The organism is Mitsuokella jalaludinii (assembly GCF_928722185.1).
Classification (GTDB): Bacteria; Bacillota; Negativicutes; order Selenomonadales; family Selenomonadaceae; genus Mitsuokella; species Mitsuokella jalaludinii.
In genome coordinates, this window is the sequence record NZ_CAKMXA010000002.1 from 87,154 (window position 1) to 112,545 (window position 25,392).

At 58.4% G+C, this 25,392-nt stretch carries 13 protein-coding genes; 8 read left to right on the plus strand and 5 right to left on the minus strand.

Annotation, left to right across the window (positions count from 1 at the left end; all coding sequences use genetic code 11):
• Nucleotides 1–34: 34 nt before the first annotated feature.
• Nucleotides 35–4,765 carry an EAL domain-containing protein gene (locus QDI87_RS11635; protein WP_051652243.1) on the plus strand — a complete coding sequence of 1,577 codons (4,731 nt, stop codon included), beginning with the start codon at nucleotides 35–37 and terminating at the stop codon, nucleotides 4,763–4,765.
• 90 nt (nucleotides 4,766–4,855) lie between these two features.
• On the opposite strand, the gene QDI87_RS11640 is transcribed toward QDI87_RS11635, so the two are convergent.
• Nucleotides 4,856–5,896, minus strand: a complete 1,041-nt coding sequence (locus tag QDI87_RS11640; protein WP_081828457.1) for an alpha/beta hydrolase — start codon at nucleotides 5,894–5,896, stop codon at nucleotides 4,856–4,858.
• A gap of 224 nt (nucleotides 5,897–6,120) precedes the next feature.
• On the opposite strand from QDI87_RS11640, the gene QDI87_RS11645 reads away from it, so the two are divergent.
• Nucleotides 6,121–6,666 carry a glutathione peroxidase gene (locus QDI87_RS11645; protein ID WP_036377504.1) on the plus strand — a complete coding sequence of 182 codons (546 nt, stop codon included), beginning with the start codon at nucleotides 6,121–6,123 and terminating at the stop codon, nucleotides 6,664–6,666.
• A gap of 270 nt (nucleotides 6,667–6,936) precedes the next feature.
• On the opposite strand, the gene QDI87_RS11650 is transcribed toward QDI87_RS11645, so the two are convergent.
• Complete coding sequence (locus QDI87_RS11650; protein ID WP_036377501.1) at nucleotides 6,937–7,719, minus strand: NifB/NifX family molybdenum-iron cluster-binding protein; 783 nt, start codon at nucleotides 7,717–7,719, stop codon at nucleotides 6,937–6,939.
• A 313-nt stretch (nucleotides 7,720–8,032) separates the two neighbouring features.
• Between QDI87_RS11650 and QDI87_RS11655 the strand changes: the two genes are divergently transcribed.
• Complete coding sequence (locus QDI87_RS11655; protein ID WP_278743487.1) at nucleotides 8,033–12,367, plus strand: EAL domain-containing protein; 4,335 nt, start codon at nucleotides 8,033–8,035, stop codon at nucleotides 12,365–12,367.
• Nucleotides 12,368–12,458: 91 nt separating this feature from the next.
• Nucleotides 12,459–14,192: a sensor domain-containing diguanylate cyclase gene (locus QDI87_RS11660; RefSeq protein ID WP_051652241.1), complete on the plus strand. Its 1,734-nt coding sequence runs from the start codon at nucleotides 12,459–12,461 to the stop codon at nucleotides 14,190–14,192.
• A gap of 60 nt (nucleotides 14,193–14,252) precedes the next feature.
• Here QDI87_RS11660 and QDI87_RS11665 read toward each other — a convergent pair whose 3' ends face one another.
• A complete protein-coding gene (locus QDI87_RS11665) occupies nucleotides 14,253–15,440 on the minus strand; it encodes an MFS transporter (protein ID WP_036377499.1) in 1,188 nt (395 codons plus the stop codon).
• A gap of 873 nt (nucleotides 15,441–16,313) precedes the next feature.
• On the opposite strand from QDI87_RS11665, the gene QDI87_RS11670 reads away from it, so the two are divergent.
• The 4 genes from QDI87_RS11670 (at nucleotide 16,314) to QDI87_RS11685 (ending at nucleotide 24,019) form a co-directional block, all read left to right on the plus strand.
• The gene (locus QDI87_RS11670) at nucleotides 16,314–17,702 is read left to right on the plus strand and encodes a replication initiation protein (RefSeq protein WP_278743488.1); all 1,389 of its coding nucleotides are present in this window, start codon (nucleotides 16,314–16,316) and stop codon (nucleotides 17,700–17,702) included.
• A gap of 355 nt (nucleotides 17,703–18,057) precedes the next feature.
• Nucleotides 18,058–20,937, plus strand: a complete 2,880-nt coding sequence (locus tag QDI87_RS11675) for an EAL domain-containing protein (protein ID WP_036377493.1) — start codon at nucleotides 18,058–18,060, stop codon at nucleotides 20,935–20,937.
• A 206-nt stretch (nucleotides 20,938–21,143) separates the two neighbouring features.
• Complete coding sequence (locus tag QDI87_RS11680) at nucleotides 21,144–22,649, plus strand: EAL domain-containing protein (RefSeq protein ID WP_255240938.1); 1,506 nt, start codon at nucleotides 21,144–21,146, stop codon at nucleotides 22,647–22,649.
• Nucleotides 22,650–22,657: 8 nt separating this feature from the next.
• A complete protein-coding gene (locus QDI87_RS11685) occupies nucleotides 22,658–24,019 on the plus strand; it encodes a diguanylate cyclase domain-containing protein (RefSeq protein ID WP_216597387.1) in 1,362 nt (453 codons plus the stop codon).
• A 78-nt stretch (nucleotides 24,020–24,097) separates the two neighbouring features.
• Here the strand turns inward: QDI87_RS11685 and QDI87_RS11690 are convergent, their stop codons facing one another.
• Both QDI87_RS11690 and QDI87_RS11695 read right to left on the minus strand, forming a co-directional pair.
• On the minus strand, nucleotides 24,098–24,718 hold the full coding sequence (locus QDI87_RS11690; protein WP_036377491.1) for an AAA family ATPase: 621 nt from the start codon (nucleotides 24,716–24,718) through the stop codon (nucleotides 24,098–24,100).
• 17 nt (nucleotides 24,719–24,735) lie between these two features.
• On the minus strand, nucleotides 24,736–25,392 hold a 657-nt coding region (locus QDI87_RS11695), incomplete at its 5' end, for an MFS transporter (protein WP_278743491.1).

Consider the following 25,392-nt stretch of genomic DNA (forward strand, 5'->3'; position numbering starts at 1 on the left):
TGTCGTGTCAGGGCGCGTGAAAGGGAGTTTTTGCATGGACGAGGAGCCAATCAAGAAAAGACTGCACCGGTACTACGACCTGATTGCTGGCGGTGTCTGCCTGATCCGGCAGACGGCGGAAGAGCAGATTCTCTTTGTCAACGAGGAGATGCTGCGGATCTACCAGTGCGCAACGGAGGACGAGTTCTTCCAGCTGACAAAGGGGCGCTTTGCGGGGCTGATGGAGGCGGAGGACTACGTCCCGCTTGAAGCGCGCACGAACAGCCGACACGGCGATTTAGATGAGGGATATACCTTCCTGACATTCCGCTGTTACACAAAGACGGGCAGCTACCGTCACCTCGAAGGGACGTTCCACAAGGTGAACATCCCGGAGCTCGGCAAGGTCTGGATGATGAGCCTCGTCAACAAGGAGCGCAACCTGGCCGTCAGTAATCTCGACCCCGTCACGGGCCTCCTGAACATGCACGCCTTCTACCAGCGCGTGCAGCAGAAGGTAGACGCCCTGCGCAAGGCCATGAAGCCCGGCAACCTCGAGGTGCGCTACTGCCCGGTCTACCTGAACCTGACGAATTTCAAGGTCTACAACGAGATGCACGGCATCTACGAGGGCGACCGCATGCTGCGCAAGATCGGGCAGCTCTTAAAGGGAGCCTTCCCCGCCTCATACATCACGCGCCTCTCAGGCGACAACTTCGCGCTCTTCGTGCCGCGCGACAACCTCGAGGCCAAGCTCAAGGAAGTCTGCCAGGCCGTCAACAACGAAGTCCGCATGCCCAACATCGCGATGAAAGCTGGCATCGGGTCGATTGAAACGGCAGTCAGCGTACACCGCCGTCCCATCACGACGTACTTCGACCAGGCGAAGCTCGCCTCCGACAGCATCAAGAAGGATGCGACGCGCTCAGTTGCCTTCTACAACGAGTCCATGCGCCAGAGCATCGCCGACCGCATTTTCATCCTCGACAACCTCGACCGGGCCATCCGCGAGGGCCATATTAAGGTCTACTACCAGCCCGTCATGCGCGCCATGACCGGCAAACTATGTGGCTGTGAGGCCCTGGCACGCTGGATTGACCCCCAGAAAGGACTCCTGCCGCCAGACAGCTTCATCCCCGTGCTCGAGGAATCGCGCCTGATCTCGCGCCTCGACTGCTACGTCATCGAGGAAGTCGCCAAACTCCTGCGCTACCAGATCGACAACCACTTCCCGATGATTCCGGTCTCGGTGAATCTCTCGCGCTACGATTTCCTGCTGATGGACCCGCTCGCCTTCGTCGAGCGCATCGTCGAACAATACCACATCCCGCGCTATTACCTGCGCATCGAAGTCACAGAGTCTGCGCTCGTCAAGAACCGTCACCTGCTCATCGAGAAGCTGCACCAGTTTCACCAGTCGGGCTATCAGGTCTGGCTCGACGACTTCGGCAGTGCCTACTCCTCGCTCAACGTCCTGCAGAATTACGAGTTCGACGAGCTCAAGATCGACCAGGGACTCCTGCGCTACTTCAACGAGGACAGCCGCAAGATCATCCGCTCCATCGTGCTGATGGCCAAAGAGATGGGTATCCACGTGCTGGCAGAGGGTGCTGAGACAAAAGAACACATTGACTTCCTGCGCGCCATCGGCTGTGAGAAGATTCAGGGCTATTACTACAGCCGTCCGATGCCCTACGAGCTCCTGCGTGAGCAATTCCAGGAGGCAGGCTGGCAGGTCGAGACCCTGCCAGAGGAGCAGGCCCTCGATGCAGCAGGGCTCGTCAACCTCATCACCGATGCCCCGGTCGCCATCTTCCAGTACCGCGAGGACCGCGCTGTCATCCTCAGCGAGAATGAGGCTTACCAGAATGTCCTCACCACGACCGGCACAAGCAGCCTTCAGGAATTCAATGCGAACATGCAGCAGCAAAGCTATCCGATGCGCGAGAAGTTCATGGCGTTCCTCGCGGCCGCGGTGCACAGCAGCGGCGAGCGGCGCATGACCTTCGTCGAGAACGGCCAGTACCTGCGCCTGAGTGCCGAGAAACTCGCCGCTACACCAGATTTCACGCTCGTGCTCGCACGTCTCGCAAACATCACCTACGACCAGGACCTCACGTCATTCCAGCAGTACGAGACCGTCTTCCGCAATCTCATGCTCGTCTACGACGAGATCTACTTCCTGGATCGGAAAAAGAAAGCGCTCCACATCATCGAGAGCATGAATACCTTCTGGCAGACCGGTGATGTCATCACGGACTTCAAAGGCAAGAGAGATGCCTATGCCCGCCAATTCATCTACGCCGACGACCGCACGCGCTTCCACCAGTTCCTCGACCCGGAGGCAATCTGCCGTCAGGCCGAGCGGTCCGGCCGCTCCGAAGCCATCGAGATGTTCCGCGTGCGGAAGCCGAATGGGCGCTTCGTCTGGATGATCTTCGACGCCATCGTCATCTACAAGAGCGCCACCAAGGACATCCTGATCTGCGTGCGCGAGAATATCTGGGAACGCCAGGAGAACCTGCACGCCCTGCTGCCACAGTTCCTGTCCGACCTGAATCCGGACAGGCTCCCCTCGTCTCCCGCAGACGAAGATGCCGCACTCTGGCGCGCCGTCTGGAATTTCTCGCCCGACCCCGTATACTGGAAAGATAGCGCACTGCGCTACCGCGGCGTCACGCCTTCCTTCCTCGAGTACGTCGGCATGAAAGACGCCAGCGAAATCCTCGGCAAGACGGATGCGGAGCTCGGCTGGTGCCTGCAGGATGAGGACGAGGAGCAGGCGGAACTCGCTGTCCTGCAGGAAGGAAAGACCTGCAAGGATTACGCTACGACCATCCTCGTGCATGGCATCCCGAAGCGCATCCTGATGACCTCCTTCCCCATCTACCAGCGCGGCAAGATCACAGGCGTCTTCGGCTACTTCCGCACGGCAGATGACAAGGAGGATCAGCGCCAGCTCGAGCTGCTCGGCATCCGCGACCATGTGACGGGACTCCTCGGCTACCGCGGCATGATCATGGCGGGCATGGAGATAGAAGAGGACCGCATCCACCGCCAAGAGGATTACCTGGCCCTCATCCTGCAGGTCCCCGAGATCAAGACGCTCGCCCACCAATACAGCCTCGAGGTCCAGCAGGAGATCCTCAAGACCATCCGGGACGGCATCCTCAAGCTCGGGCCGATTTCCAGCATCGCCTCCTACATCGGTAGCGGCGTCTTTATCTGCTTCGGCAAGACACGCTTCCTCGACGGCCTGACCGAAAAAATCGAACAGCTGAAGGCGCACCTCGAGGGCCTCACCTCAATCGCCGGGGTCAGCTGCACCTTGACGCTCAACTACTCCACCATCCGCGGTTCAGAAGCCCATGGCTTCAACACGCTCCTCTATCAGCTCGCTAAGCGCCTCAACGATGTCACCAGCCAGCGCTGGCACTTCGAGCGGCCGCACGGCGAGATCATCGAGCTGAACGTCAGCCAGCTCGACAGCCTAGACGATGGCATCGCGCTTACCGACATCGCCACCTACGACTTCCTCTTTCTCAATCACGCCATGCTGCGCATGATGCACCTGCCGGATACACCCGATGCCTACAAGGGCAAGAAATGCTATGAGCTGCTGGCCGGGCGCGCAGCCCCCTGTGCCGACTGTGCCAACAGCATCCTGGCGCGGGATGCCTTCCGCACCTGCCGCCACGCCATGCGCTTCACGAGCGGGTCCGTCCTGCAGCGCGACACCCTCGTGCCGTGGAAGGGCAGGACCGCGCGCCTCTCCATCACCACCGACCTGCAGCACGGCCAGATGGGGAATGAGCAGGAGCGCAATAGCCTGCTGCGCCGCGAAGAAGTCATCAACGACATCATCTCCCTGGGCATCCAGGAGTCCGACCCCGAAGAGGGCATCCACAAGATCATGGCCAAAGTCGGCGAGATCCTGCAGGCCGAACGCGTCCTGATCTTCGAGGAGGGCGCAAACGACACCGTCAGCGCGACATACGAATGGCGCCGCGACACAACAGGGTCCGTCATGAAAGACGCACAGGACATCCCGCGCGCGCGGCTCCAGCCGCTCTACGACCACTTCGCCCACAGCCGCATGCTGATCCTCAACGACACCGACGCCTTCGTGCAGCTCCACCCGGGCTTCCAGCCCGTTCTGCGCGGCATCGCGAGCCTCGTCTCCGGCCACCTCATGCAGTCGGGCCGCTCCATCGGCTTCACTGAAGTCATCAATCCGGCCTCCGAAACCTTTGCCTCGGCCACCTTCCTGCTGAGCTCCCTGACGAGCGTCATCGCCATCATGCTGCGCAACCGTGACATGATACGCCGCCTCGAGAGCTACAGCTACCGCGACCAGCTCACCGGCGTCGGCAATCGCCGCGCCCTCCTCTCCTACATCCGCACCATTCCTGACGGCACCTCGCTCGCCTTCATCTTCGGGGACATCAACGGCCTCAAGAAAGAGAACGACACAAAGGGCCATGAAGCAGGCGACCGCCTCATCCAGCGCTCCGCTGACGTCCTCGCCGAAACCGCAGACCGCGAGCACGTCTTCCGCATGGGAGGCGACGAATTCCTGCTGATCGCCGAGAACAAGACCGCGCAGGAAGCCGACGCGCTCCTCCAACAGCTCCAGGCCATCTACGCCGAGCGCCACCTCAGCGTCGCCCTCGGCTGCGCCGTCAAGAAAAGCCCCATCACCAACATCGACGCCGTCCTCTCCGAGACAGACGCCCTCATGTACGAGAACAAGCGCCGCATGCACGAGCAGGCCGGTCAACTATAAAAACGCGTAAAAAATGCCAGCAACAAGGTAGACTCGAATCCCCATGTTGCTGGCATTTCTGCTATTATTATATCATACCTTTCACAATGATCATTTTTTCAGATACTGGTCGAAAAAATCCGTGATGATCTTGAGCACGGGTTCCTGGACCCAGTATTTGCCGCCGTGTGCGGCGCCGGTGACGAGGTAGCGCTCACTCGGGATGCCGCTTTTCTGCAGGGCCTGGTAGAGCAGGTCGGTCTGACTCGGGGAGACGACAGTGTCGGCCGTGCCGTGCATCAGGAGCATCGGGGCGCTCGTCTTGCTGATGTAGTGGATGGGGTTGGCCGCCTCGGCTGCCTGCTTGTCGGCGAGGATGCCTCCGTCACGGCCGCCGAAGACAGGCGAGCCGTTGACCCAGAGGGCTTCCGTCGCGCCAGCAGAGCGGTGCTTTGCCTGGACTTCTTCGGAGAAGTCGGCGCCAACTTGCGTGAGGTCGGAGAGCCCGTAGAGGTCTACAGCAGCCTTGACATCACTCGTGACCTGGAGGTTCTCGCCCTTGTCGAATGTCTTCGTGCCGCTCGTCGTACCTGCCATAGCCGTCAGGTAGCCGCCTGCACTGCCGCCGACAATGCCGACGCGCGCCGGATCGATGCCGAAGCGGTCGGCATTCGCCTTGAGGTAGCGAATGGCCGCCTTGACATCCTCGAGCGGCTCCGGGAATTTCGCCGTCGGCGCGACGCGGTAGTTGATGCTGCCGACGACATAGCCGTTCTCCGCCAGGTGCATGCGGAGCTGGATGCCATTGTCCTTGTTGGCGTTGATGAAGCCGCCTCCCGTAACAAAGAGGATGGCGGGCTTCTTCTCCTTCGTCTTCGGCTGCAGGATGTCCATCTGCATCGGCACATTCGCATAGCCGCGGCTCGGCACCTGCTCATAGACGACGTTCGAGATCAGTCCGACTTCCGTCTTGTCCGCCTTGACATCGAGGACCTTGCTCGCCACATGGCCCGGCATGTCCTTCGTCGCCGAATCCACATGCACCTGCGGCTGCGCTGGTGCCGCCATGGCCGACTGCCCCATCATCATGATGCCGCCAGCCATCACCGTCGTCATCGCCATCTTGACCATCTTCTTGTATGATGCTTTCATTGCAATCCTCCTGATTTAATACTACGATATAGTACTAGTATAACACACATTACACCAGTATGGCCATCATGTCTGTCGCTTATGATTGTATTGCAAAATTAAATTTGACAAAATAAAAGAGAGCATGTATAATGAAGCTATAGAGATGAGACATACCCGCAGCAGGCCGAGCGCTTCTGCGGCGTGCATAGAACCAGAATACCCGAACAGAAAGGAAGATCATCATGAGCATCTACGATTTCACCGTCAAGACGAGCCAGGGCAAGGAAAAGTCGCTGGCAGACTACAAGGGCAAAGTCCTGCTGATCGTCAACACGGCCAGCAAGTGCGGCTTCACGCCGCAGTTCGATGACCTGCAGAAACTCTACCTCGCCTACAAGGACAAGGGCTTCGAGATCCTCGGCTTCCCGTGCAACCAGTTCGCCGCACAGGATCCGGGCAGCAACGAAGAGATTCAGCAGTTCTGCCGCTACAACTACGGCGTGACGTTCCAGATCTTCGAGAAGGGCGATGTCCGCGGTGAGACGGCCCAGCCGCTCTTCCAGTACCTCACGAAGGAGAAAGGCTTCGAGGGATTCGACAAGGAGCATCCGAACGCCGCAGTGCTCGAGGATGTTCTCAAGAAGAACTTCCCGGAGTACCTCGAAGGCGACGGCATCAAGTGGAACTTCACGAAGTTCCTCATCGACCGCGACGGCACGGTCGTCAAGCGCTTCGAGCCGACGAAAGTCCCGTCGGCCATCGCCGCAGATATCGAGAAACTGCTCTGACCGCCTGCGACAGTCCGACTGTGAACGTCTCAGGCGGAAGCATCTCATCTTCCGCCTGAGTAGCGACTGAGTCACCAGACTTGACCCGCTGAGGTAGAATACAATCGATATAATACACAGCAAAGATACCGGCGTACTGCTCATACGCCGGTATCTTTGTATCTATGCGGCTTTTGCTTGTCATCGGATTGGGCAATCAGCGGAGCATTCAGCAGGCAAATCCTAGCAGTGCGTTTGTGGGGCCTGCTGCTGACTTCCGCAGCGTCTCGCTCAAGCCTGATGATGGCAGCCGTGCCCATGCCCATGACCGTGCCCTTCGCCGTGATGCTCGCAGCGGACGGCGGGGTCGTAGGCGAGGCGGTCTGCCAGGAAGTCGGCTGCTGCCTTGTCAGCCTCGCCCTGCACGCCGCCGTAGAAGCGGATGCCTGCTGCCTTCAGAGCGTTCTGTGCGCCCGCGCCGATGCCGCCGCAAATCAGGACATCGACATGCGCTTGCTGCAAGAGCGTGACGAGTGCGCCGTGGCCTTCGCCGTTGTTCTCCAGCACATGCGTCGATTCGATGGCGCCATCTGCCACTTCGTAGATCTTGAACTGCTCGCTACGGCCAAAGTGCTGGAAGACCTGACCGTTATCATAAGGGATTGCCAATCGCATAAGAATCCTTCCTTTCGTTGCGCTGAGATCTGGCGGCACATCCATCGATGCGCCCCCTGCGGTATGGGGCTGCGGCAGGTAGCGGGATTGACCACAGCCATGGCCTTGCTGCGGGCAGAGCTCGAAGTTCCCGCCTGCGATTTGCAGTGGGCGTCCTTCGACAAGAGCCCCTGCCAGGCGGCGCCGTGCCCTCGTGTAGATGCCTTGCACCGTCGTGCGGGCCACCCCCATCTGCACAGCACATTCTTCCTGCGTCATGCCCAAGTAATCCATGAGGCGGATGCACTCATAGTCTTCGATCTCCATCCGCACGGGTGCCTTGGCCTCATCCGGCTGCGGCGCAAAGCGCGCATACAAGGGCATGGCGCAGACGCGCCGCGCCTTTGTCACTCTCCCCATACGTTTCACCTCAATCCGCCTTCCATATTCTTGACATATGTCATCTACTGTCAGTATAGCGAATTTGCTGACATATGTCAACATAAAATGAGGGCACAGGGATGTGTCGGAGGACTCCGACAAACTGACAGTCGGATAGTCGGGCAGGCGGACGGTCAGTTTGATAGTCGGACCTTCCGCGCCAAAAAGTCCAGCGCTGGACTTTTTCACCACAGAAGTGACGAATTCTCATAACAGTACGTTCTTTTTCAGGGGCTTTGTGTTACAATGAGGATACGAGTTACAACTGGCAAGGGAAAGTAAGGAATACGGTATGATTACACACACGAGACGAACGCATCTGGGACGGCAGGAATTCCTGCAGGCAGCGGCTGAGCACCTGCAGCAGGAGTGGCGTGAGGGGCACCACATCAAGTCCTGCCCGGTCTTCTTCAACATCACGAATTTTCATCTCTACAATGCCGCGCATGGCTTCCGGCGGGGGGATCTCTGCCTGCAACACATCGAGAACATCCTGCAGGAGGTGTTCCCCTGTCAGCTGGTCGTGCACCTCGGATCAGATACCTTCGCCGTTCTCGCAGATACGGCAGATGTACAGGTGCGTATTGACACGGCCTGCCAGCGCGTGCTGGCCTTCATCGGGAACCCCAACATTGCGCTGAAGGCAGGCATCCGCTTCCTCACGGGACTGCCCTCAACGAAGGACCTCAATGTCGCCTTTGACAGCGAGGCCAAGATCGCCTGCGACACGATCAAGAAGGATGCTTCGCGCCACTGGGCCGTCTACACAGAAGAACTCGGCCTGCGCCACCAGATGCAGAACTACGTGCGCGAGCACCTGGACCAGGCCATGGCCAAGGGTTACATCCGCGTCTACCTGCAGCCCGTCGTCCGCACGCTGACGGGCGAGCTCGTCAGCGCGGAGGCACTCGCACGCTGGGAGTCGCCGCAGTACGGCACGATCGCGCCGGGCATCTTCATCCCCGTGCTCGAGGAGGCGCATCTCATCCACAAGCTCGACGCCTACATCCTCCACACCGTTGCCAAGATGGCGCGCGAAAAGCTCGATGCGAACCTCCCTGTTCTCCCCATCTCGGTCAATCTCTCACGCCTTGACTTCCTGCTCCAGGACCCGTTCGCCGTCGCCGAGACGATCCGCGAAGAATACCGCCTGCCGCTCGGCCTCATCCAGATCGAGGTCACGGAAAACGCGCTGGTCGACAGAATGGACTCGGTACTGAACGGGATCCAGAAGTTCCAGAAAAAAGGCTATCCCGTGCTGCTCGACGACTTCGGCAGCGGCTATTCCTCTCTCAATGTCCTGAAGGACTACGACTTCGATACGATAAAGTTTGATATGAAGTTCCTGCATCCCTTCACCGCGAAAAGCCGCAAGATCCTCAAGTACCTCGTCAGTATGGCCAAGGACCTCTCCGTCCACACGCTGGCTGAAGGCGCGGAGACAAAGGATCAGTGCGATTTCCTGCGGGAAATCGGCTGCGAGAAGATACAGGGCTACTATTATGGCAAACCGGTTCCATGCGAGGACTTCCAACAATACTGCTTGGATAACGACCTGCACCTGGAGATCCGCGACGATACCGAACTCCTCAACAAGGCCGGGCTCGTCGACATGAACCAGACGGCCCCGGTCGCCATTCTCTACGACGACAATGAGCAGATGACCATGCTGCAGGCCAATGCACTCTACCTCGACGCCCTGCACAGCATCGGCACGCCGAGCGTCGAGCGCGTCAACATCAACTTCCGCTCGAAGAACTTCCCGATGAACGAGAAGTTCCGCCGCTTCCTCGAGCGCGGCAAGGCGACGGGCCAGTGGGAGTCGATGATGTATGTCGACAACGGCCAATACATGCGCGTCAAGATCAAGGAGCTTGCCGCACGCGGCACCCATTCAGTCCACCAGCTGCACCTCTCCAACATCAGTGCCGACAAGGCCTTCGACGACACCCACTCCCACCGCTTCGACACAATCGTGCGCAATGTGCTGCAGACCTATGATGCCATCTGGTACATCAACCTCGACCAGGACGTCATTGAAATCATTGAGCCACTGACAGAGACGCGCGTCGGCATGCAGTTCCACGATACAGCGGCAACCATGCAGCGCTTCGCCAGCCGCTACGTCCATCCGGCCGACCGCGAGCGTTTCCTCGCCTTCGCGGCTCCCGCTGCCCTGTACGAGCGTGCCTCGACCAGCCCGAAGTCCTTTATCACAGCGCCCTTCCGCATCCTGATGTCGGACGGCCACTATGTCTGGATCTTCTTCACGAGCATGGCACTCTTCAAATCGACCTCGCGCGAGATGCTCATCTGCTTCAACAGGAATTTCATAGAGCAAATCCCCGACCGCACGGTCATCATCCGCCAGATGCTCGAGAGCTACGGCATCGCCAAAGACTTCTTCGCCGCCGGACAGGACCCCCTGTACCAGGGAGCCTTTGCGACCATGCTCGAGGACATGGATGTCGAATTCTTCTGGAAGGACCGCCAGCACCGTTTCTGTGGGGCCAGCCGCGCCTTCCTCAAGGCCCGCGGCGTCCGTGATATCGCCGAGATCCGCGGCCGGACCGACAAAGAGCTCGGCTGGCAGCTGCTCGCCGAGCAGGCCTACGAGACAGAAGAGACCGTCATGCGCACTGGCACCCCTCTACTGGGCGTGCGCGAGCAGATTGATATTGGACACCGCCTCCAGGAAATCCGCGCGGCAAAATTTCCCATCCGTCAGGACGGCCAGGTCATCGGCATCTTCATCAAGCTGAGCACCCTCGTGGATGCACCGGCGCGCCGGGAGCAGGACGCCGCACTCGGCCTCATCGACGAGGAAACACACCTGCTGAGCTACTGCGGCATGCTGCGCGATGCTCTGCTGTACGCCGACGAGTACCGCCTGCACGGCAACGACTACACGGCCACGCTGCTCGACGTGCCCGAGTTCGATGGCATCGGCATGAAGTACGGCAAGGATTTCCGGCGCCACCTGCTGCAGAAGATTGTCGCACTACTGCACAAGGACCTGCCTGCCGCCTGCAGCATCGCCCGCGTCGGCAGCTGCTGTTTCATCATCTTGTCCAAGAATGCACAGGACAACGGCCTGCAGGAAGCCGCACTCAGGATTACACAGGAAGTCCATGCGATCCGCGAGGTCGACGGCCATCCCTGCACGCTCTACATGCACTACGCCAAGGCGCACGGCGCCGAGGTGCGCAGCCTCGACAGCCTCATGCGCCTGCTGATCCAGCGCCTGCAGCGCGCCGAAGAAAAGCGCTACGGGCTGACCCCCTACAGCAACGACAACCTCCTATTCTCACGGGATCTCTTCGATACGCTGCCCTTCGGCGTGATTATCTCCGACCCCGCGACACACGAGCTCCTCTACCTGAACCAGGCCCAGCGCAGAGAGCTCGGCCTGACCTACGATGAGCCGCTTGCCGGGAAGACCTGCTACCGCCTCCTGATGGGAGCGAACGCCCCGTGCGATAACTGCAACGAGAGCAAGCTCCGGCACAACGTCTGCCAGGTCCACATCTACCACAACGATACCATGAACGCCAATCTCCTGCTCTGCCACACGCTCGTCCCGTGGAACGGCAAGTCCTGCCATTTCTGCATGGCCATCAACCTCGACAAATACCAGCAGCGCCATGCCGCGCACGACAAGGTCCTCTATCAGGAGCTCTCCATAAACGACATCATCCGCGCAGGCATGTACGAGATCGACCCGGAGAGCGGCATCCGCAAGATGATGAACCGCCTCGGGCACCTGCTCTCAGCCGATCATCTCCTCATCGCCGAAGAAACGGCGACGATGCTGCGCTGCTCCCACTTCTGGGATGCACAGGATGCCCTGCCACTCTCGCGCGAGATCCAGCCCTTCCCGCGCGAGGAGATTCATTCGCTCTACGAGCACTTCCTTAAAGAGCCCGTCTTCACCATCGACGACGTCGAAGCCTTCTGCCGCGACAACGGCTACGCGCCGCGCCTGCCGAACCTCCAGCGCCTGATCTTCGTGCGCCTGCGCCTCGACGACCGCGCCTACGGCTACCTCGAGGTCATCAATCCCGCGCCCGAACAGATGGAAAAAGCGCTCCCGCTCTTGCAGGCACTCGCGCGCTTCTTCTCCATCCTGCTGCGCAACCGCAACCTGATCCGGCACATCGACCGCCTGGGCAAGATTGACCCGCTGACAGCCATCATGAACCGCCGCGGCCTGCTCGACTATCTTCAAAATCTGCCCGACAACCGCCAGTATGCCTTCTTCTTCGGAGATCTCAACGGCCTCAAGGAGACGAATGACCGCCTTGGGCACGAAGCCGGTGACACGCTCATCAAGGCCGCTGCCAGCCTCCTGGAATCCGCCTGCCCCACAGACGCCGTCTTCCGCATGGGAGGCGACGAATTCCTCATGGTAGAAGAAATCCAAGACAGTGCGCAGGCCGGTGCCATCTGCGCCCAGCTCCACGACCGCTTCCGCACCGCAGGCATCAGCATCGCCCTCGGCTACGCCCTCGCCACCACCCCCATCGACAACATCGACACCATCCTGGCCACGGCCGACCGCCACATGTACCAGGAAAAGATCCAGCACCACCAGACACGCCACCAGCACATCGATATCGATAATTGAAAAAAAGTTTCTTTTACCGTATAATTTAGCATATCAAGACGCGGTCCGGACAAGGACGGGACTTTTGCATGGCAGAGGAGGAGATGAGAGCATGAGACGCAATATCATCACTACGGCTGTCTTTTTGATTGGGATTACGATATACCTGGCGCTGCTGGGGCACATCGTGCAGAATCAGTCTGTCATGCAGCGGGAGGAATGCGCACAGGCAGCCAAGATCTACGCGGATGAGCTCGAGAAGGACTTTGGCACGAGCCTTTCGGTAACGGAGACGCTGGCCTACATGATTGCCGATACAGGAGAGCGGCCGCAGCATTTTGAAGAGCTGGCCAAGGAGATGCTCGCGACGCGCCCCTATGTGGCCAGCATCCAGCTGGCGCCGCAGGGCCGCGTGACGGATATCTACCCGGAAGATGCGGCGGGCCTGGGGAAGGTCGACCTCTTCTCGCTGGAAGACCGGCTGGGAAGCCTCGTCTACAGCCGTGACACGGGGATTGCGACCATGCAGGGGCCCTTCCAGGTGACGGACGACTACACGGCCATTGCGATGCGCCAGCCGGTCTACCGAGAGAACGCAGCGGGACAGCAGGAGTTCTGGGGCTTTACGATTGCCGTCCTCAAAGTGCCGGACGTCTTTGAAGCGACGGTGAAGTCGCTCGAGGCGACACACCATGCTTACCGCATCTCCAAGACCTCTCCAGGGCAGGATACGTACCAGGTCATCCTGGCCTCGGATGACCTCCCGGAGCCGACAGAGGCGCAGGTCTTCACGTACGGCGGGTGCAAGTGGAAGCTGGAGGTCGCCCCCGCCTGGGGCTGGCGGATGCCGCCGCCTCTCGCGATCACCCTGTCAATCGGCCTGATTCTCGTATTTCTGGTGACCTTCCTGACGCATGCCCTGCTTCACTTGCAGGACGGCCGCCGTTACCTGCGCCAGCTAGCCGATACCGATGCGCTGACGGGGCTCAACAACCGCCAGGGCTTCGATACGGCTGTCGATGCGTATCTGGACAAGGTCTCCAAGATCGGGGCCGTCGGCGTCATGATCGATATCGATGATTTCAAGCGCATCAACGATCTCTACAGCCACAATACCGGAGATGAAGCACTGCGCAGTCTGGCCAATGATCTGCGCGAGGCATTCCCTGCGCCCGCCATCGTCGGGCGCAACGGCGGCGATGAGTTCTGCATCTTCCTGCCGGACTGCACGGCATCGGAAGCCAATGTCCTGCTGCAACGGTTCAGCGCGCGCGACCTGACGTTCACATTCGGCGACCAGCAGCATGCCTACACCATCTCGATCGGCTACGCCGCCTATCCGTCGCAGGGGATCTCACGCACCGACCTCTTCCGCTGCGCCGATGCGGCGCTCTACGCCGTGAAACTTCACGGAAAGCACGGGGTCCGACTGTATGCACCGAGCGTCGCCAAGGAGGACCGCAGCCAGCTGGCATTCGGCCTCAAGGACATTATCATGCACTTCCCGGGCGCAATCCTCATCTACAAGGCCACGGGCAAGGAGGAAATCCTCTTTGCCAACAACGAGCTCATCCGGCTGTTCGACTGCCGGACACTCGAGGAATTCCAGCAGTTCACCGGCGGCACCTTCCGCGGCATCGTCCATCCGGAGGAATACGAGGCCGTCGAGCAGAGCATCTGGGAGCAAGTCCAGCAGCCGAACAGCGACGGCAACGACGCCGTTCGCTACCGCATCATCACGAAGAGCGGCCAGGTCAAGTGCATCCTCGACAAGGGCCGCCTCGTCGAGACGGACGTCTACGGCAAGGTCTTTTATGTGCTCATGATCGATGAGAGCAACTGGTGACAATACAAAAAATAACCCTGTCCCATTCTCGGGGCAGGGTTATTTTGGTGCGGGCAAGTGTCAGCTCCGCTCCGTCCGGTGGCACCAGAGAGCGTCGGCGAGCAGCAGGACAGCGACGACATAGAACATATGGCGCAGTCCGAAGATGGCGACGAGATGGCCGCCAAAGAAGGCGCCGGAAAACATGCCGATGAATTGGAAGGACTGATTGAAGCCGTAGATGCGACCCATGCAGGCGGCCGGAGCGAGCTGTCGGATGAGGTTGTTGATGGAGGGCATGAGGCCTGCGACGGCGATGCCGTGCACGAAGCGCAGCAGGGCGAGCTGCCACGGTGCGGTCACGAGGCCCTGCGGGATGGCGGCAAGGCCTGCGAGCAGCAGGCAGGCTGGCAGGACGCGGTTCGACCCAATACGGTCGGAGAGGTGCCCGAGGCGCGAGGCGAACAGCATGCTCGCAAAGCCTGCACTCGAGAACACAGCACCTGAAACGACGGCAAGGTGCTCGGTCGTCGGAGCCAGTTCCTTGACATAGACCGTCAGGATCGGCTGGACGCAGGTCAGCGAGAACTGCATGATGAGCGTCGTCAGGAAGAGTCCGACGATGGCCCTGCGGTGCGGAAGCTTGGCAAACATCTCGCGCAGTCCGACTGTCGCCTTCTGGACAGCCGGACGGTGCGTCTCCCGGACGCGCGTCAGGGCGAGGCAGCCGAGCAGGCACAGCGTGCCGATGCAGAGGAAACTCGCGCGGATGCCTGTGAACTCCGCAAGGAAACCGCCGAGCAGAGGCCCCAGCAGGGCGCCTGTGACCTGTGACGAGAAGAACAGGCCCATGGCCCAGCCCGAGTGCTCCTTCGGCGTCTCCTGGGCGAGCAGCGGCACGACAGCCGCCTGGAAGCCCGACAGGCATCCCTGCAGGAGGCGCAGCGCCACGAGATGCCAGACCGACTGCGCAAACGACATTCCTATCATGATGAGGCCGAGCCAGCACGACGCGCGCAGGATCATCGGCTTGCGCCCATAGCGGTCCGCCAGGCGCCCCCATATCGGCGAGAAAATCGCGAGGCTGACGAAGTTGCAGCCGTAGACAATACCCGACCAGCGCGCGACCTCTCCCGCCCCTGTTACGCCGAGTTCCTCAATGTAGAGCGGCAGGATCGGCGCCATCTGACTCATCCCCACCGCTACGACGAATGACGCCACACAGCAGATGTAGAGATTCCGCCGCCATACCTGTAAATCCGAATCCATACCTTCACCATACCTTCCCGTTTCCTTCACGACCATTCGGTACACCTTTCGGCACCCGCATTTCTTTCATAGGTTTATTCATGCTGCTCTTACAGGCACCAGTTCCCTAGGGCACAACCACATTTTCTTCATAGGTTCATGCATGCCGCTTTCCAATACGCCTAAGGGCTCAGGCCCGGGACCGCATTTCTTTCACAAGTTCATTTTCCCCGCCATCCAGCGTTCTCAGGGGCTTTGAATAGCACCCGCATTTCTTTCATAAGTTTAGAATCACTCCCTCGAAGAACCTTTTGTGGATAATTTTGTGGATATCCTGTGTATAACTACTGTTTGCCTGTGCACAAATCGACCATTCGGTACACCTTTTCTCGACCGTTCGGTACACCTTTCCTAAAATCCTCGACCATTTGGTACACCTTTCGATTGTCATTTTTGATGTTTCATCAAAGGAAAAAGTGAGGATTTACAAGGGGTTGCTGATTTGTCAGAATAGTCTTTTGCACTTGCTTTTTCCGGCAACGACCGAACGGTACACCTTTCATTGCTGTATTTTGGTCCAAGAATCCAGCAATACCAAGGGGTTGCGGGCATTTTTGCATTTCGACCGTTTGGTACACCTTTCGACCAAACGGTACACCTTTCCGGACTTCTTCCATCTGGCATCTTCGCAAGAATCTAGGTTTTATGCGGTCTGGCGGCTTCGACCAAACGGTACACCTTTGGCACTACTATACTATACTAATATACTATAATACTGTATATAGGCAGATTGCAAAGGGAGAAAGTTGCCGCTTCACCTTCTTTTTCTCATCTAGTCCATGTATAATATTCCTAGCATGGGAACATTAAGCGCAAACGAGAGGAGAACGACACATGTCGGCACAAGAAGAGATGGATTTGGTACATCGCTCGGTATTCCTAATCCCGAAAGATACCGGCCCGATGACAATCGCACAGGAATTCGCCACGGCAAAGTACGCTCTGAGCAAGAACCAGCTCAAGGCATGGTATCTCTTCATCGCTTCCATGGATGAACACCATGTACCGGAGCAGGGCACGATGTACACCTTCGATGCCGTCCGATTTGCGGACAAGCTCAACATCAACGCAACCAAGGCACGCGGCATGATTGTCGCGGAAATCTTCACCAAGCTCTCTCAGAACTATATAGACCTTCGGTCGAGAGAAGATGGCAGCGGTGAACAAGATATCTACCACGCCAATTTCATCTCAGAGCTCTCCTACAACCGCAAAACGCACATCCTCGAAGTCAGCATCCCGCCGCGCCTCAACCAGTATCTCTTCAACCTCCGCGAAGGAACGTACATCTCGATGGACATCGAAGACATCTTAGCCCTAGATACCATCGTATCGATGCGCCTCTTTATCTATCTGCGCAATCTCGGTCGTCTGAACATCCATGAAATCTCGGTAGACCGCTTGCGCAGGGAAATTGCACTCTATCCAGAATCCTCTTACAAGGAGTTCAAACGCAGAGTAATCACGCTCTCTATCGAGGAAATTCGATGCCATACAAAGTACAAGGACTTCTTCATCGATGACGACGGTGGCCCAGGACGCAAGGCCACAACCATCGTCTTCGGCTTTACCAAGACGCCGATTGGAGACACGTACTTCCCAAATCTCGCGCCTGCACTCGTCAAACAGCTGCGGGAAAAGTTCAGTGAGCGCATTCTTGTCCTCTTCAGCATGGCCTGTGACGAGGGCTTTGAGCCCAGCTACATCAAGGACAGCTTTGACGGAATCTCAGAAGCCTGCATCGTCAGCAACTTCCACCTCGTCTTTGATCGTATCACCAAAGATGCGCGCATGGGCAAGAAGAAGGGGCCGGATACTTACGGACGTTACTTCATCACCGCAGTCAAGCAGGACTGGGCTGGAGCCTCGCACCAGGGGAAAACAGCCCTAAAGAAGGGCATGGCTCGCATCGAGAATAAGCAGCTCGAGGAGCGTATGCGTGAGGCTAAGGAACAAGAGGACAACCAGGACCGCGCGGATTATTATCTGAAACATGCCAAGGAGTACGTCGCCGCTATGACACTGTCCGATCTCCTCGCCTTCATGAAGCGCCATGCTTCCCAGCTCGACTACCTCGCAGGCCGCAGGGGCTTCAACCGCGAACATGCCTGCTCGCGCAAGAAGACGTATCGTGAATACCGCCTGCTGACACAGGTCGTACTCGGAAAGATGATGGCAGGCGAGATCCCGGTATCAGTGAACAGCAGCTCGCTTTTTGAATGAATGCCATCGTACTTTCGATACTGCAAACAAAAGCTAGATACGAGCACAAAACAAAACCAGCCTCACCGCTCATCACCGTGGAGGCTGGTTTTTTATCGATCCGAATCTGACATAGAGCGCATGGTTACAGCTGAAAACAACATCTTCTCTTTTCGGGCGTGTACTTGTATAATAGACGTAGAAAGAATAATTCGTGTAATCGTCTACAGGAATGGGACTCTTGCTGGTGGAGTCTCCATCCACGACCAACGGGATGCAGCTGCGCACAGCTCAAAACGTCTAGAATTGGACGTTTTCCTTGAACGACGAATCCCGCGAGCAAGAACAAAATGATTTTTCGTGAGAGGAACGCATAATGAAACAGGAAATGAAAAACCTGGGCGACTTCCCAGGAGTGGTAGAGAACCTGTCGTGTTGTTTCTACATCACGCAGGCGGAGGAGCCGTATGAGCTGCTCTATGCCAATGAGGAAATGCTGCGGCTGTTTGACTGCCGCGACTTTGATGAGCTTTACCGACATGTCGATGGCGATGCCTTCCATGTCATCGCGATGGATGACCGTGCGCGCGTGAAGCAGGAAATTGTGCATGAACTGGCCGAGAGAAATGACCGCTTCGACCATGCCCGCGGCCATCTCTTCACGCGCACGAGCCGCATCCGCTATGCGGACGTCTCGGGGCGCATCGTCGAGACGCAGGCGCATGGCAAGGTCTGTTATTGCACGCTGCAAGAAATCGATATCCCGCTGCCGGGCGTCACGGTGGACCGCGACATCCGCGATTATGTCATCAGCCACCTCGATGAGGCCATCGAGAATCACTGGATCCAGGTCTACTACCAGCCGGTCATCCGCACGCTGACCGGGGAACTCTGCGGCATGGAGGCCCTGGCCCGCTGGGTCGACCCGCAGATCGGCTTCCTCTCACCGGCGTCCTTCATCCCGGTCTTGGAACAGGTGCGCCTGATCCACCAGCTCGACGCCTATGTGCTCGAGGAGGTCTGCCACATGCTGCGCCAGCGGCTCAACCACGACCTGCCGATCACACCGGTCTCGTTCAATCTCTCACGCTACGATTTCGATATGGTCGATGTCTTTCACCTTGTAGAAAAGACGCGCGCCGCGTACCAGATTCCGCGTGATGCCCTGCATGTCGAGATCACGGAGAGCGCGCTCGCCGAGAATGACGACGCCGTCCACCGGGCTGTCGACCGCCTGCGGGACGAGGGCTATGAGATCTGGCTCGACGATTTCGGCAGCGGCTACTCTTCGCTGAACATCCTCAAGGACTACACGGTCGACCTCATCAAGCTCGACATGGGCTTTTTGCGCAGCTTCACGGAGAAGTCGCGCGACATCATCCGCTCGGTCATCGACATGGCCAAGGAACTCGGCATCAAGACACTTGCCGAGGGCGTCGAGACGCAGGAGCATGCTGAGTTCCTCGCTTCGATTGGCTGCGGGCGACAGCAGGGCTACTACTACGGCAAGCCGCAGCCGCTCGTGGGAACGCTCGCGCATATCGAGGCAGAGGGGCGGGAGATCGAGCTGCGCAAGTGGTGCCACTATTACGATGTCGCAAGCATGGCCATCCGCGAGACGAACCAGGCGAGTTCACTCTTCGACCTGCATGAGGACGGATATCTCCACTACCTCTACACCAACCGGGTTTACCGGGAACAGCTCCATGCACTCGGCTATCGCTGCCGGGATGTCGAGGGATTTCTCAATCATAAGGCACGTCCCGAGATCTCTGCCACGTTCCGGCACTATGTCAGCCGCTCGCTCCAGTCCGGCTCACCGGAGTCGTTCTGTTACATTGACGGCGGGGACTACATCCGCATCCGCCTGCGCGTCATCTGCGAGATGAACCATCATCTCCTCATCCACACGGGATTCGAGAACATCTCCCGGAGCGATGCGGGCGAGCAGCTCGTCAAGCTCGACAACAACCTGCGCTATCTCTACACGATGTTCGAGAACATCTCTCTCGTCGATTTCCAGCGTGATACGATTGAGCCGATATACGTCCACGATGCGCCTACGCGTGAGACGGTCCACGGCATCCGCAGGTATCTGCAGTCGTTCGCCCAGGAATATGTCTACGAACCCGACCGGCAGGGCTATCTGGATTTCTGCAATCCGGACACCGCCGTCGCGCGCATCCAGAAGAGCCGCTACAGCCGCATCGCACATTGTTGCCGCGTGCGCGATCCGCACGGCAATTACCACTGGCGGGAGTGCGTGGCTGTCCTGCTCCAGAAAGGCCTGACGGAAAGAAGCGGTCATACCCCACTCATGCTGACGGCCGAAAAGACCATCGAAGAGCAAGTCCTCCTGACGGAGTCCCGCACACCAGAGCAGAGCACGCTCGACACCCTGCTCTGGCAGAGTCTCATGCATCACACGCGGTTCTGCTACTTCTGGAAAGACAAGGACCTCCGCTTCCTCGGCGCGACAAAGGCATTCCTGAAGTTCTACGGCTTCAACTCCGAGGCCGATATCCTCGGCAAGACGGACGAGGAGATGAACTGGCATCTCGACAACGACACCTACCGCCTCGACGAGATCGCGCTCCTGCAAACGGGCAAGCCTGTCGAGAATGTGAAGGGAACGTGCATCATCCGGGGCGTCCTGCGCCACATCACCTGCTACAAGTGGCCCCTCTACCGCGAGGGCGAGATCATCGGCCTCTTGGGCGTCTTTTTCGAGGCGGAGGATCTCTCTAGCAAGATCAACCAGAGCCTCGTCTCTCCCTATGAGGATCCTGTCACAGGGCTGCACAACCGCCAGGGCTTTCTCGGCGATCTGATCAGCTACCAGGAAGCGTATGCGGTCGACCAGCAGCCCTACGCGCTGATCCTCCTAGAGAGCTGCTTCGACGAGCAGATCCAGAAGACGTATGGCCCTTCCTTCCTGCGCGCGCTCATCCGCCAGGAGGCGGACATCCTGCGCACACATGCGGGAAAGGATACCGTCATCTCGCGCCTCCGGCACACGACTTTCGCCATCCTGCGCCGCGAGACAAGCTCTGAGGACTGCACCGCCTCCGAGGCCATCGCGCGCGACCTCCAGCAGCGCCTGCAGTCCATCCACCAGCTTGACGGCAATCCTGTCACCATCACCTTCCGCTACAGCATCGTCCACGCGACCGATCCTGCCATCCACAAGACCGCCGACGGCAATGTCAGCTACATCTACCGCCTCGCCAGCGAGCGGCTGCGCCACAAGGCATGACCGTCCCGGCAACAAGATGATTTCTGCCTGCTCCATGCGCTGGCAGGAATCATTTTTTGTGATGAGAATGCCGCATTTTCTGATTCATCTGGGTGGCGAAAAGAGGAGGGCTTATCTTGGTTCTCTAAGAGAGAGTTGCTATAATAGACGTCATAATAGACAATGACATTGTCTGGTGAATCACCTATGTTCAGCAAGAGGAATGCATGATGGATTATGAACGGAAAGATCTGAGCGGATTCCCCGGCATTGCGGAGAATCTGCCTTGTTGTTTTTTCATCGCACGAGCAGAAAAGCCGTATGAGCTGCTTTACGCCAATGATGAGATGATGCGGGTGTATGACTGCCGCAGCTACGAAGAGCTCTACCGCCATATCGAAGGAAAAGCGCCGAACTTCATTGCGCTGGACGACCGCGCTCGCGTCGAGCAGGAGGTCAGCCATGCGCTCCTGGAGCGACACGGCCGCTTCTCGCACATCCAGGGGCATCTCTTCACGCGCACGAGCCGCATCCGCTATGCGGATTTCGCGGGGCATCTCGTCCATACGCAGGCGTATGGCAATGTGCTCTACTGCACGTTGCAGGAGATCGACGTCCCGCAGCCAGGGCAGGTCATCGACCGCGATATCCGCGACTATATTGTCGGCCATCTCCAAGAGGCCATCGACAACCACTGGATCCAGGTCTACTATCAGCCGGTCATCCGCACATTGACGGGCGAGCTCTGCGGCATGGAGGCCCTGGCTCGCTGGGTCGATCCGCAGATTGGCTTTCTCTCCCCGGCGTCCTTCATCCCGGTCCTGGAACAGGTGCGCCTGATCCACCAGCTCGACGCCTATGTGCTCGAGGAGGTCTGCCGCATGCTGCGCCAGCGCTTCAACCACGATCTGCCGGTCACACCCGTCTCATTCAATCTGTCGCGTTATGACTTCAGCGCCGTCGACATCTTCTCTCTCGTCGAAAAGACGCGCATCAAATATCAGATTCCGCGCGACTACCTGCATGTCGAGATCACGGAGAGCGCGCTCGCCGAGAATGACGACGCCGTCCACCAGGCCGTCGACCGCCTGCGGAACGAGGGCTATGAGATCTGGCTCGACGATTTTGGCAGCGGCTATTCCTCGCTGAACATCCTTAAAGACTACACGGTCGACCTCATCAAGCTCGACATGGGCTTCTTGCGCAGCTTCACGGAGAAGTCGCGCGACATCATCTGCTCGGTCATCGACATGGCCAAGGAGCTCGGCATCAAGACGCTTGCCGAAGGCGTCGAGACACAGGAGCATGCCGAATTCCTTGCCTCGATCGGCTGCGGCCGCCAGCAGGGCTATCTCTACGGCAAACCGCAGCCGCTAGTCGGCACGCTGGCCCACATAGAGGCCGACGCCCGCCGCACTGAACCGCGCAAGTGGTGCCACTATTATGATACGGCCAGCATGGCCATCCGGCAGACCGACCGGACGAGTGCGCTCTTTGACCTGCACAAGGACGGGTATCTCCATTTCCTTTACGTCAACAAGCCCTACCGGCAGCAGCTCCACGCACTGGGCTATTCCTGCCAGGATGTCGAAGATATGTTCAACCGTCCGACTTTGCCCACACGTTTCGGGAGTTCATCGACCAGTCACGCCAGAGCGGCAGGCCCGAATCGTTCTGCTACGTCGAGAACGGGGACTACGTCAACATCCGCCTGCGCATCGTCTGTGAGATGAACCAGCATGTGCTCATCCACTCCGAGCTGGAGAACATCTCGAAGAGCGCCGCGAATCTGCAGCGGGGCAAGCTCGACGACAACCTGCGCTATCTCTACACCATGTTCGAGTACATCAACCTCGTGGATCTCAAGCACCATAAGGTCGAACCCCTCTACGTTCACGATTCTCTGTTCCAATTGGAACAGGCTGCGCAGACAGGCGATTTCCACGAAATCTTGCAGAGTGTCAGCCGTGCGTACATCTACGAAGAGGACCAGGAGGGCTATCTGGCCTTCTTCAATCCCGATACGATCGTAGAGCGCATCCAGAAGAGCCCCTACGGGCGACTGGAGCACTGCTTCCGCATGCGTGACAAACAGGGCAATTATGTCTGGCAGGAATGCGTCGTCATCCTGCTCAACAACGGGAGGGAAGAAGAGGCGCCGCTCCTGCTGACGGCGACCAAGAGCATCCACGCGCCGATCGCCCCTTCCGGCAGCCATGAGGCGCATCATCCTTCTCTTGACGCCTTGCTCTGGCAGAGCTTCGTGCACCATACGAAGTTCTGTTATTTCTGGAAGGACCGCGAGCGCCGCTTCCTCGGCGCGACGGATGCCTTTTTGAAGTTCTACGGCTTTCGCACGGATCAGGAGATCCTCGGCAAGACGGATGAGGATATGAACTGGCATCTCGACAACAATTCGTACCGCCTCGATGAGCTCGAGGTCATCCAGAAGGGCCGTGTCATCGAGAACGTCGCGGGCGACTGCATCATTCACGGCGTCCTGCGCCACATCACCTGCTACAAGTGGCCGCTCTACCGGGATGGCGTGATCATCGGCCTCATGGGTATCTTCTTTGAGGCCGATGACATGTACCGCAAACTCCACCAGAACCTCCCCTCGCCCTACGAAGACCCGATCACAGGCCTGCACAACCGCCAGGGCTTCCTCGGCGACCTGCTCCAGTATCAGGAGGCGTATGCCATCGATAATCAGCCCTATACCCTCATCCTCCTGGAGAGCCGCTTCGATGAGCGGATCCAGCGGTCATACGGCTCGCCTCTGCTGCGCGCGCTCATCCGCAAAGAGGCATCCATCCTGCGCGACCTCGTCGGGAAGGACTCCGTCATCGCGCGCGTCCAGCACGCGATGTTTGCCATCCTGCGCCGCGAGAACAGCCAGAAGGATGCCATGGATTCGGAACTTCTCGCGCACACCATACAGAGCCACCTGCAGGCCATCCACCAGATTGACGGCAATCCTGTCACCGTCAACTTCCAGTACAGCATCGTCCACGCTGCCGACCTTGCCCACCACAAGACCACAGGCAGGAATGCCAGCTACATCTACCGCCTGGCACTGGAGCGCTTGCGTCACGGCCAATAAAAAATCGAGGAACAATGTGTTCCTCGATTTTTTTGTTTGCGGGTGTTCGAAGTAGTCCAGCCCTGCTTTCTGCAATCGTTATCTGAAAGAGAGCGGTCGTCCTTCATTCTGGCAGCATTGGATATACGCAAGAATCGTATTCGCGGCCGTTTCCAGGGAAATATTGCTCGTGTTGATCATCATGTCGTAGTTCGTCGGCTCGCCCCAGCGCTGCCCGGTGTAGAACTCATAATACTGCTTGCGGCGGTTCTCTTCGTGATTCAGCTCCTTCAGGCTCATGCCGTGGTATTTCGTTTTTCCGCGTGCGATGCGGAAATCATCGTCGGCATAGATGAAGAAGGAGAACACGTCCGGCCGGTTGCGCAGGATGTAATCGGCGCAGCGGCCGAGAAAGATGGCACTCTCCGGACGGTCTGCCACATTGAGGATGACTTTCGCCTGTTCCACATACATGCGGTTGTTCTCCACCATCCGCTCAAAGCCTTCGTACTTATCGAGATTGCCTTGGGCTTCTTCCGGCGTGTGGTATGAGCGCGCGATTGCCTCTTCGATATCCACACCGTTGTGCAGATTCTCTGCAGCCATCTCGACGATCTTGCTGTTGAAATGGTGGCAGTGCAGCTTCTTGGTCAGGATCTCGGCGATTTCTCGTCCACCGCTGCCAAATTGCCTGGAAATCGTAATCAGTGTCTTTGCCATAGCAAATCCTCCTCTTCTCACTGCTTGGCTTTGGGATCATACTGCGGGATGGCCTGCACGATGTCGGGCATCTCGTGCTGTCCTGCCAGGATCTGGCGGCGCAGATCGAGTTCTGCCGTCATATCGGTGCGGATATTGTCCAGCTTGTAGAAGTAGATAAGGGCCGCGATGATGGCGCAGAGCAGGATCGGGATCCAGATGAAGCAGTCTTCGATGGCGGAAAGTGCTGAGGCAGTCTGTACGGCGTTCGGGACGTATCCACCCATGTTCAGGAACAGGCCGACGACAAAGCTCGTCAGGCCCATGCCGCCTTTGACGAAGAAGCCCTGGAAGGCTGCAATCAGGCCCGCAACGCTGCGGTTCTTCTTGTACTCCGAGTAATCGATGACATCCGGCTGCATCGCGAAGGTGACGCCGAAGATGCCGTAGATGCCGAGGCCCGTGATGACGAGACCGGCCAGTAGGCAGAAGATCGAGGACTGGCCGAAGTAGATCAGTAAGTCGCCTGCTACATAGAGCGCGACACTGAAGAACATCAGGCTGCGTTTCTTGAAATGTTTCTCAAGTGTCGGCAAGGCCAGGAGCATAGGAAGACCTGACAGGATTCCGAGCAGACCGACAAGCGCCAGTAAGTCCGAGCGGTCCAGGTTGTACTTGAAGTAATAGATGACCGT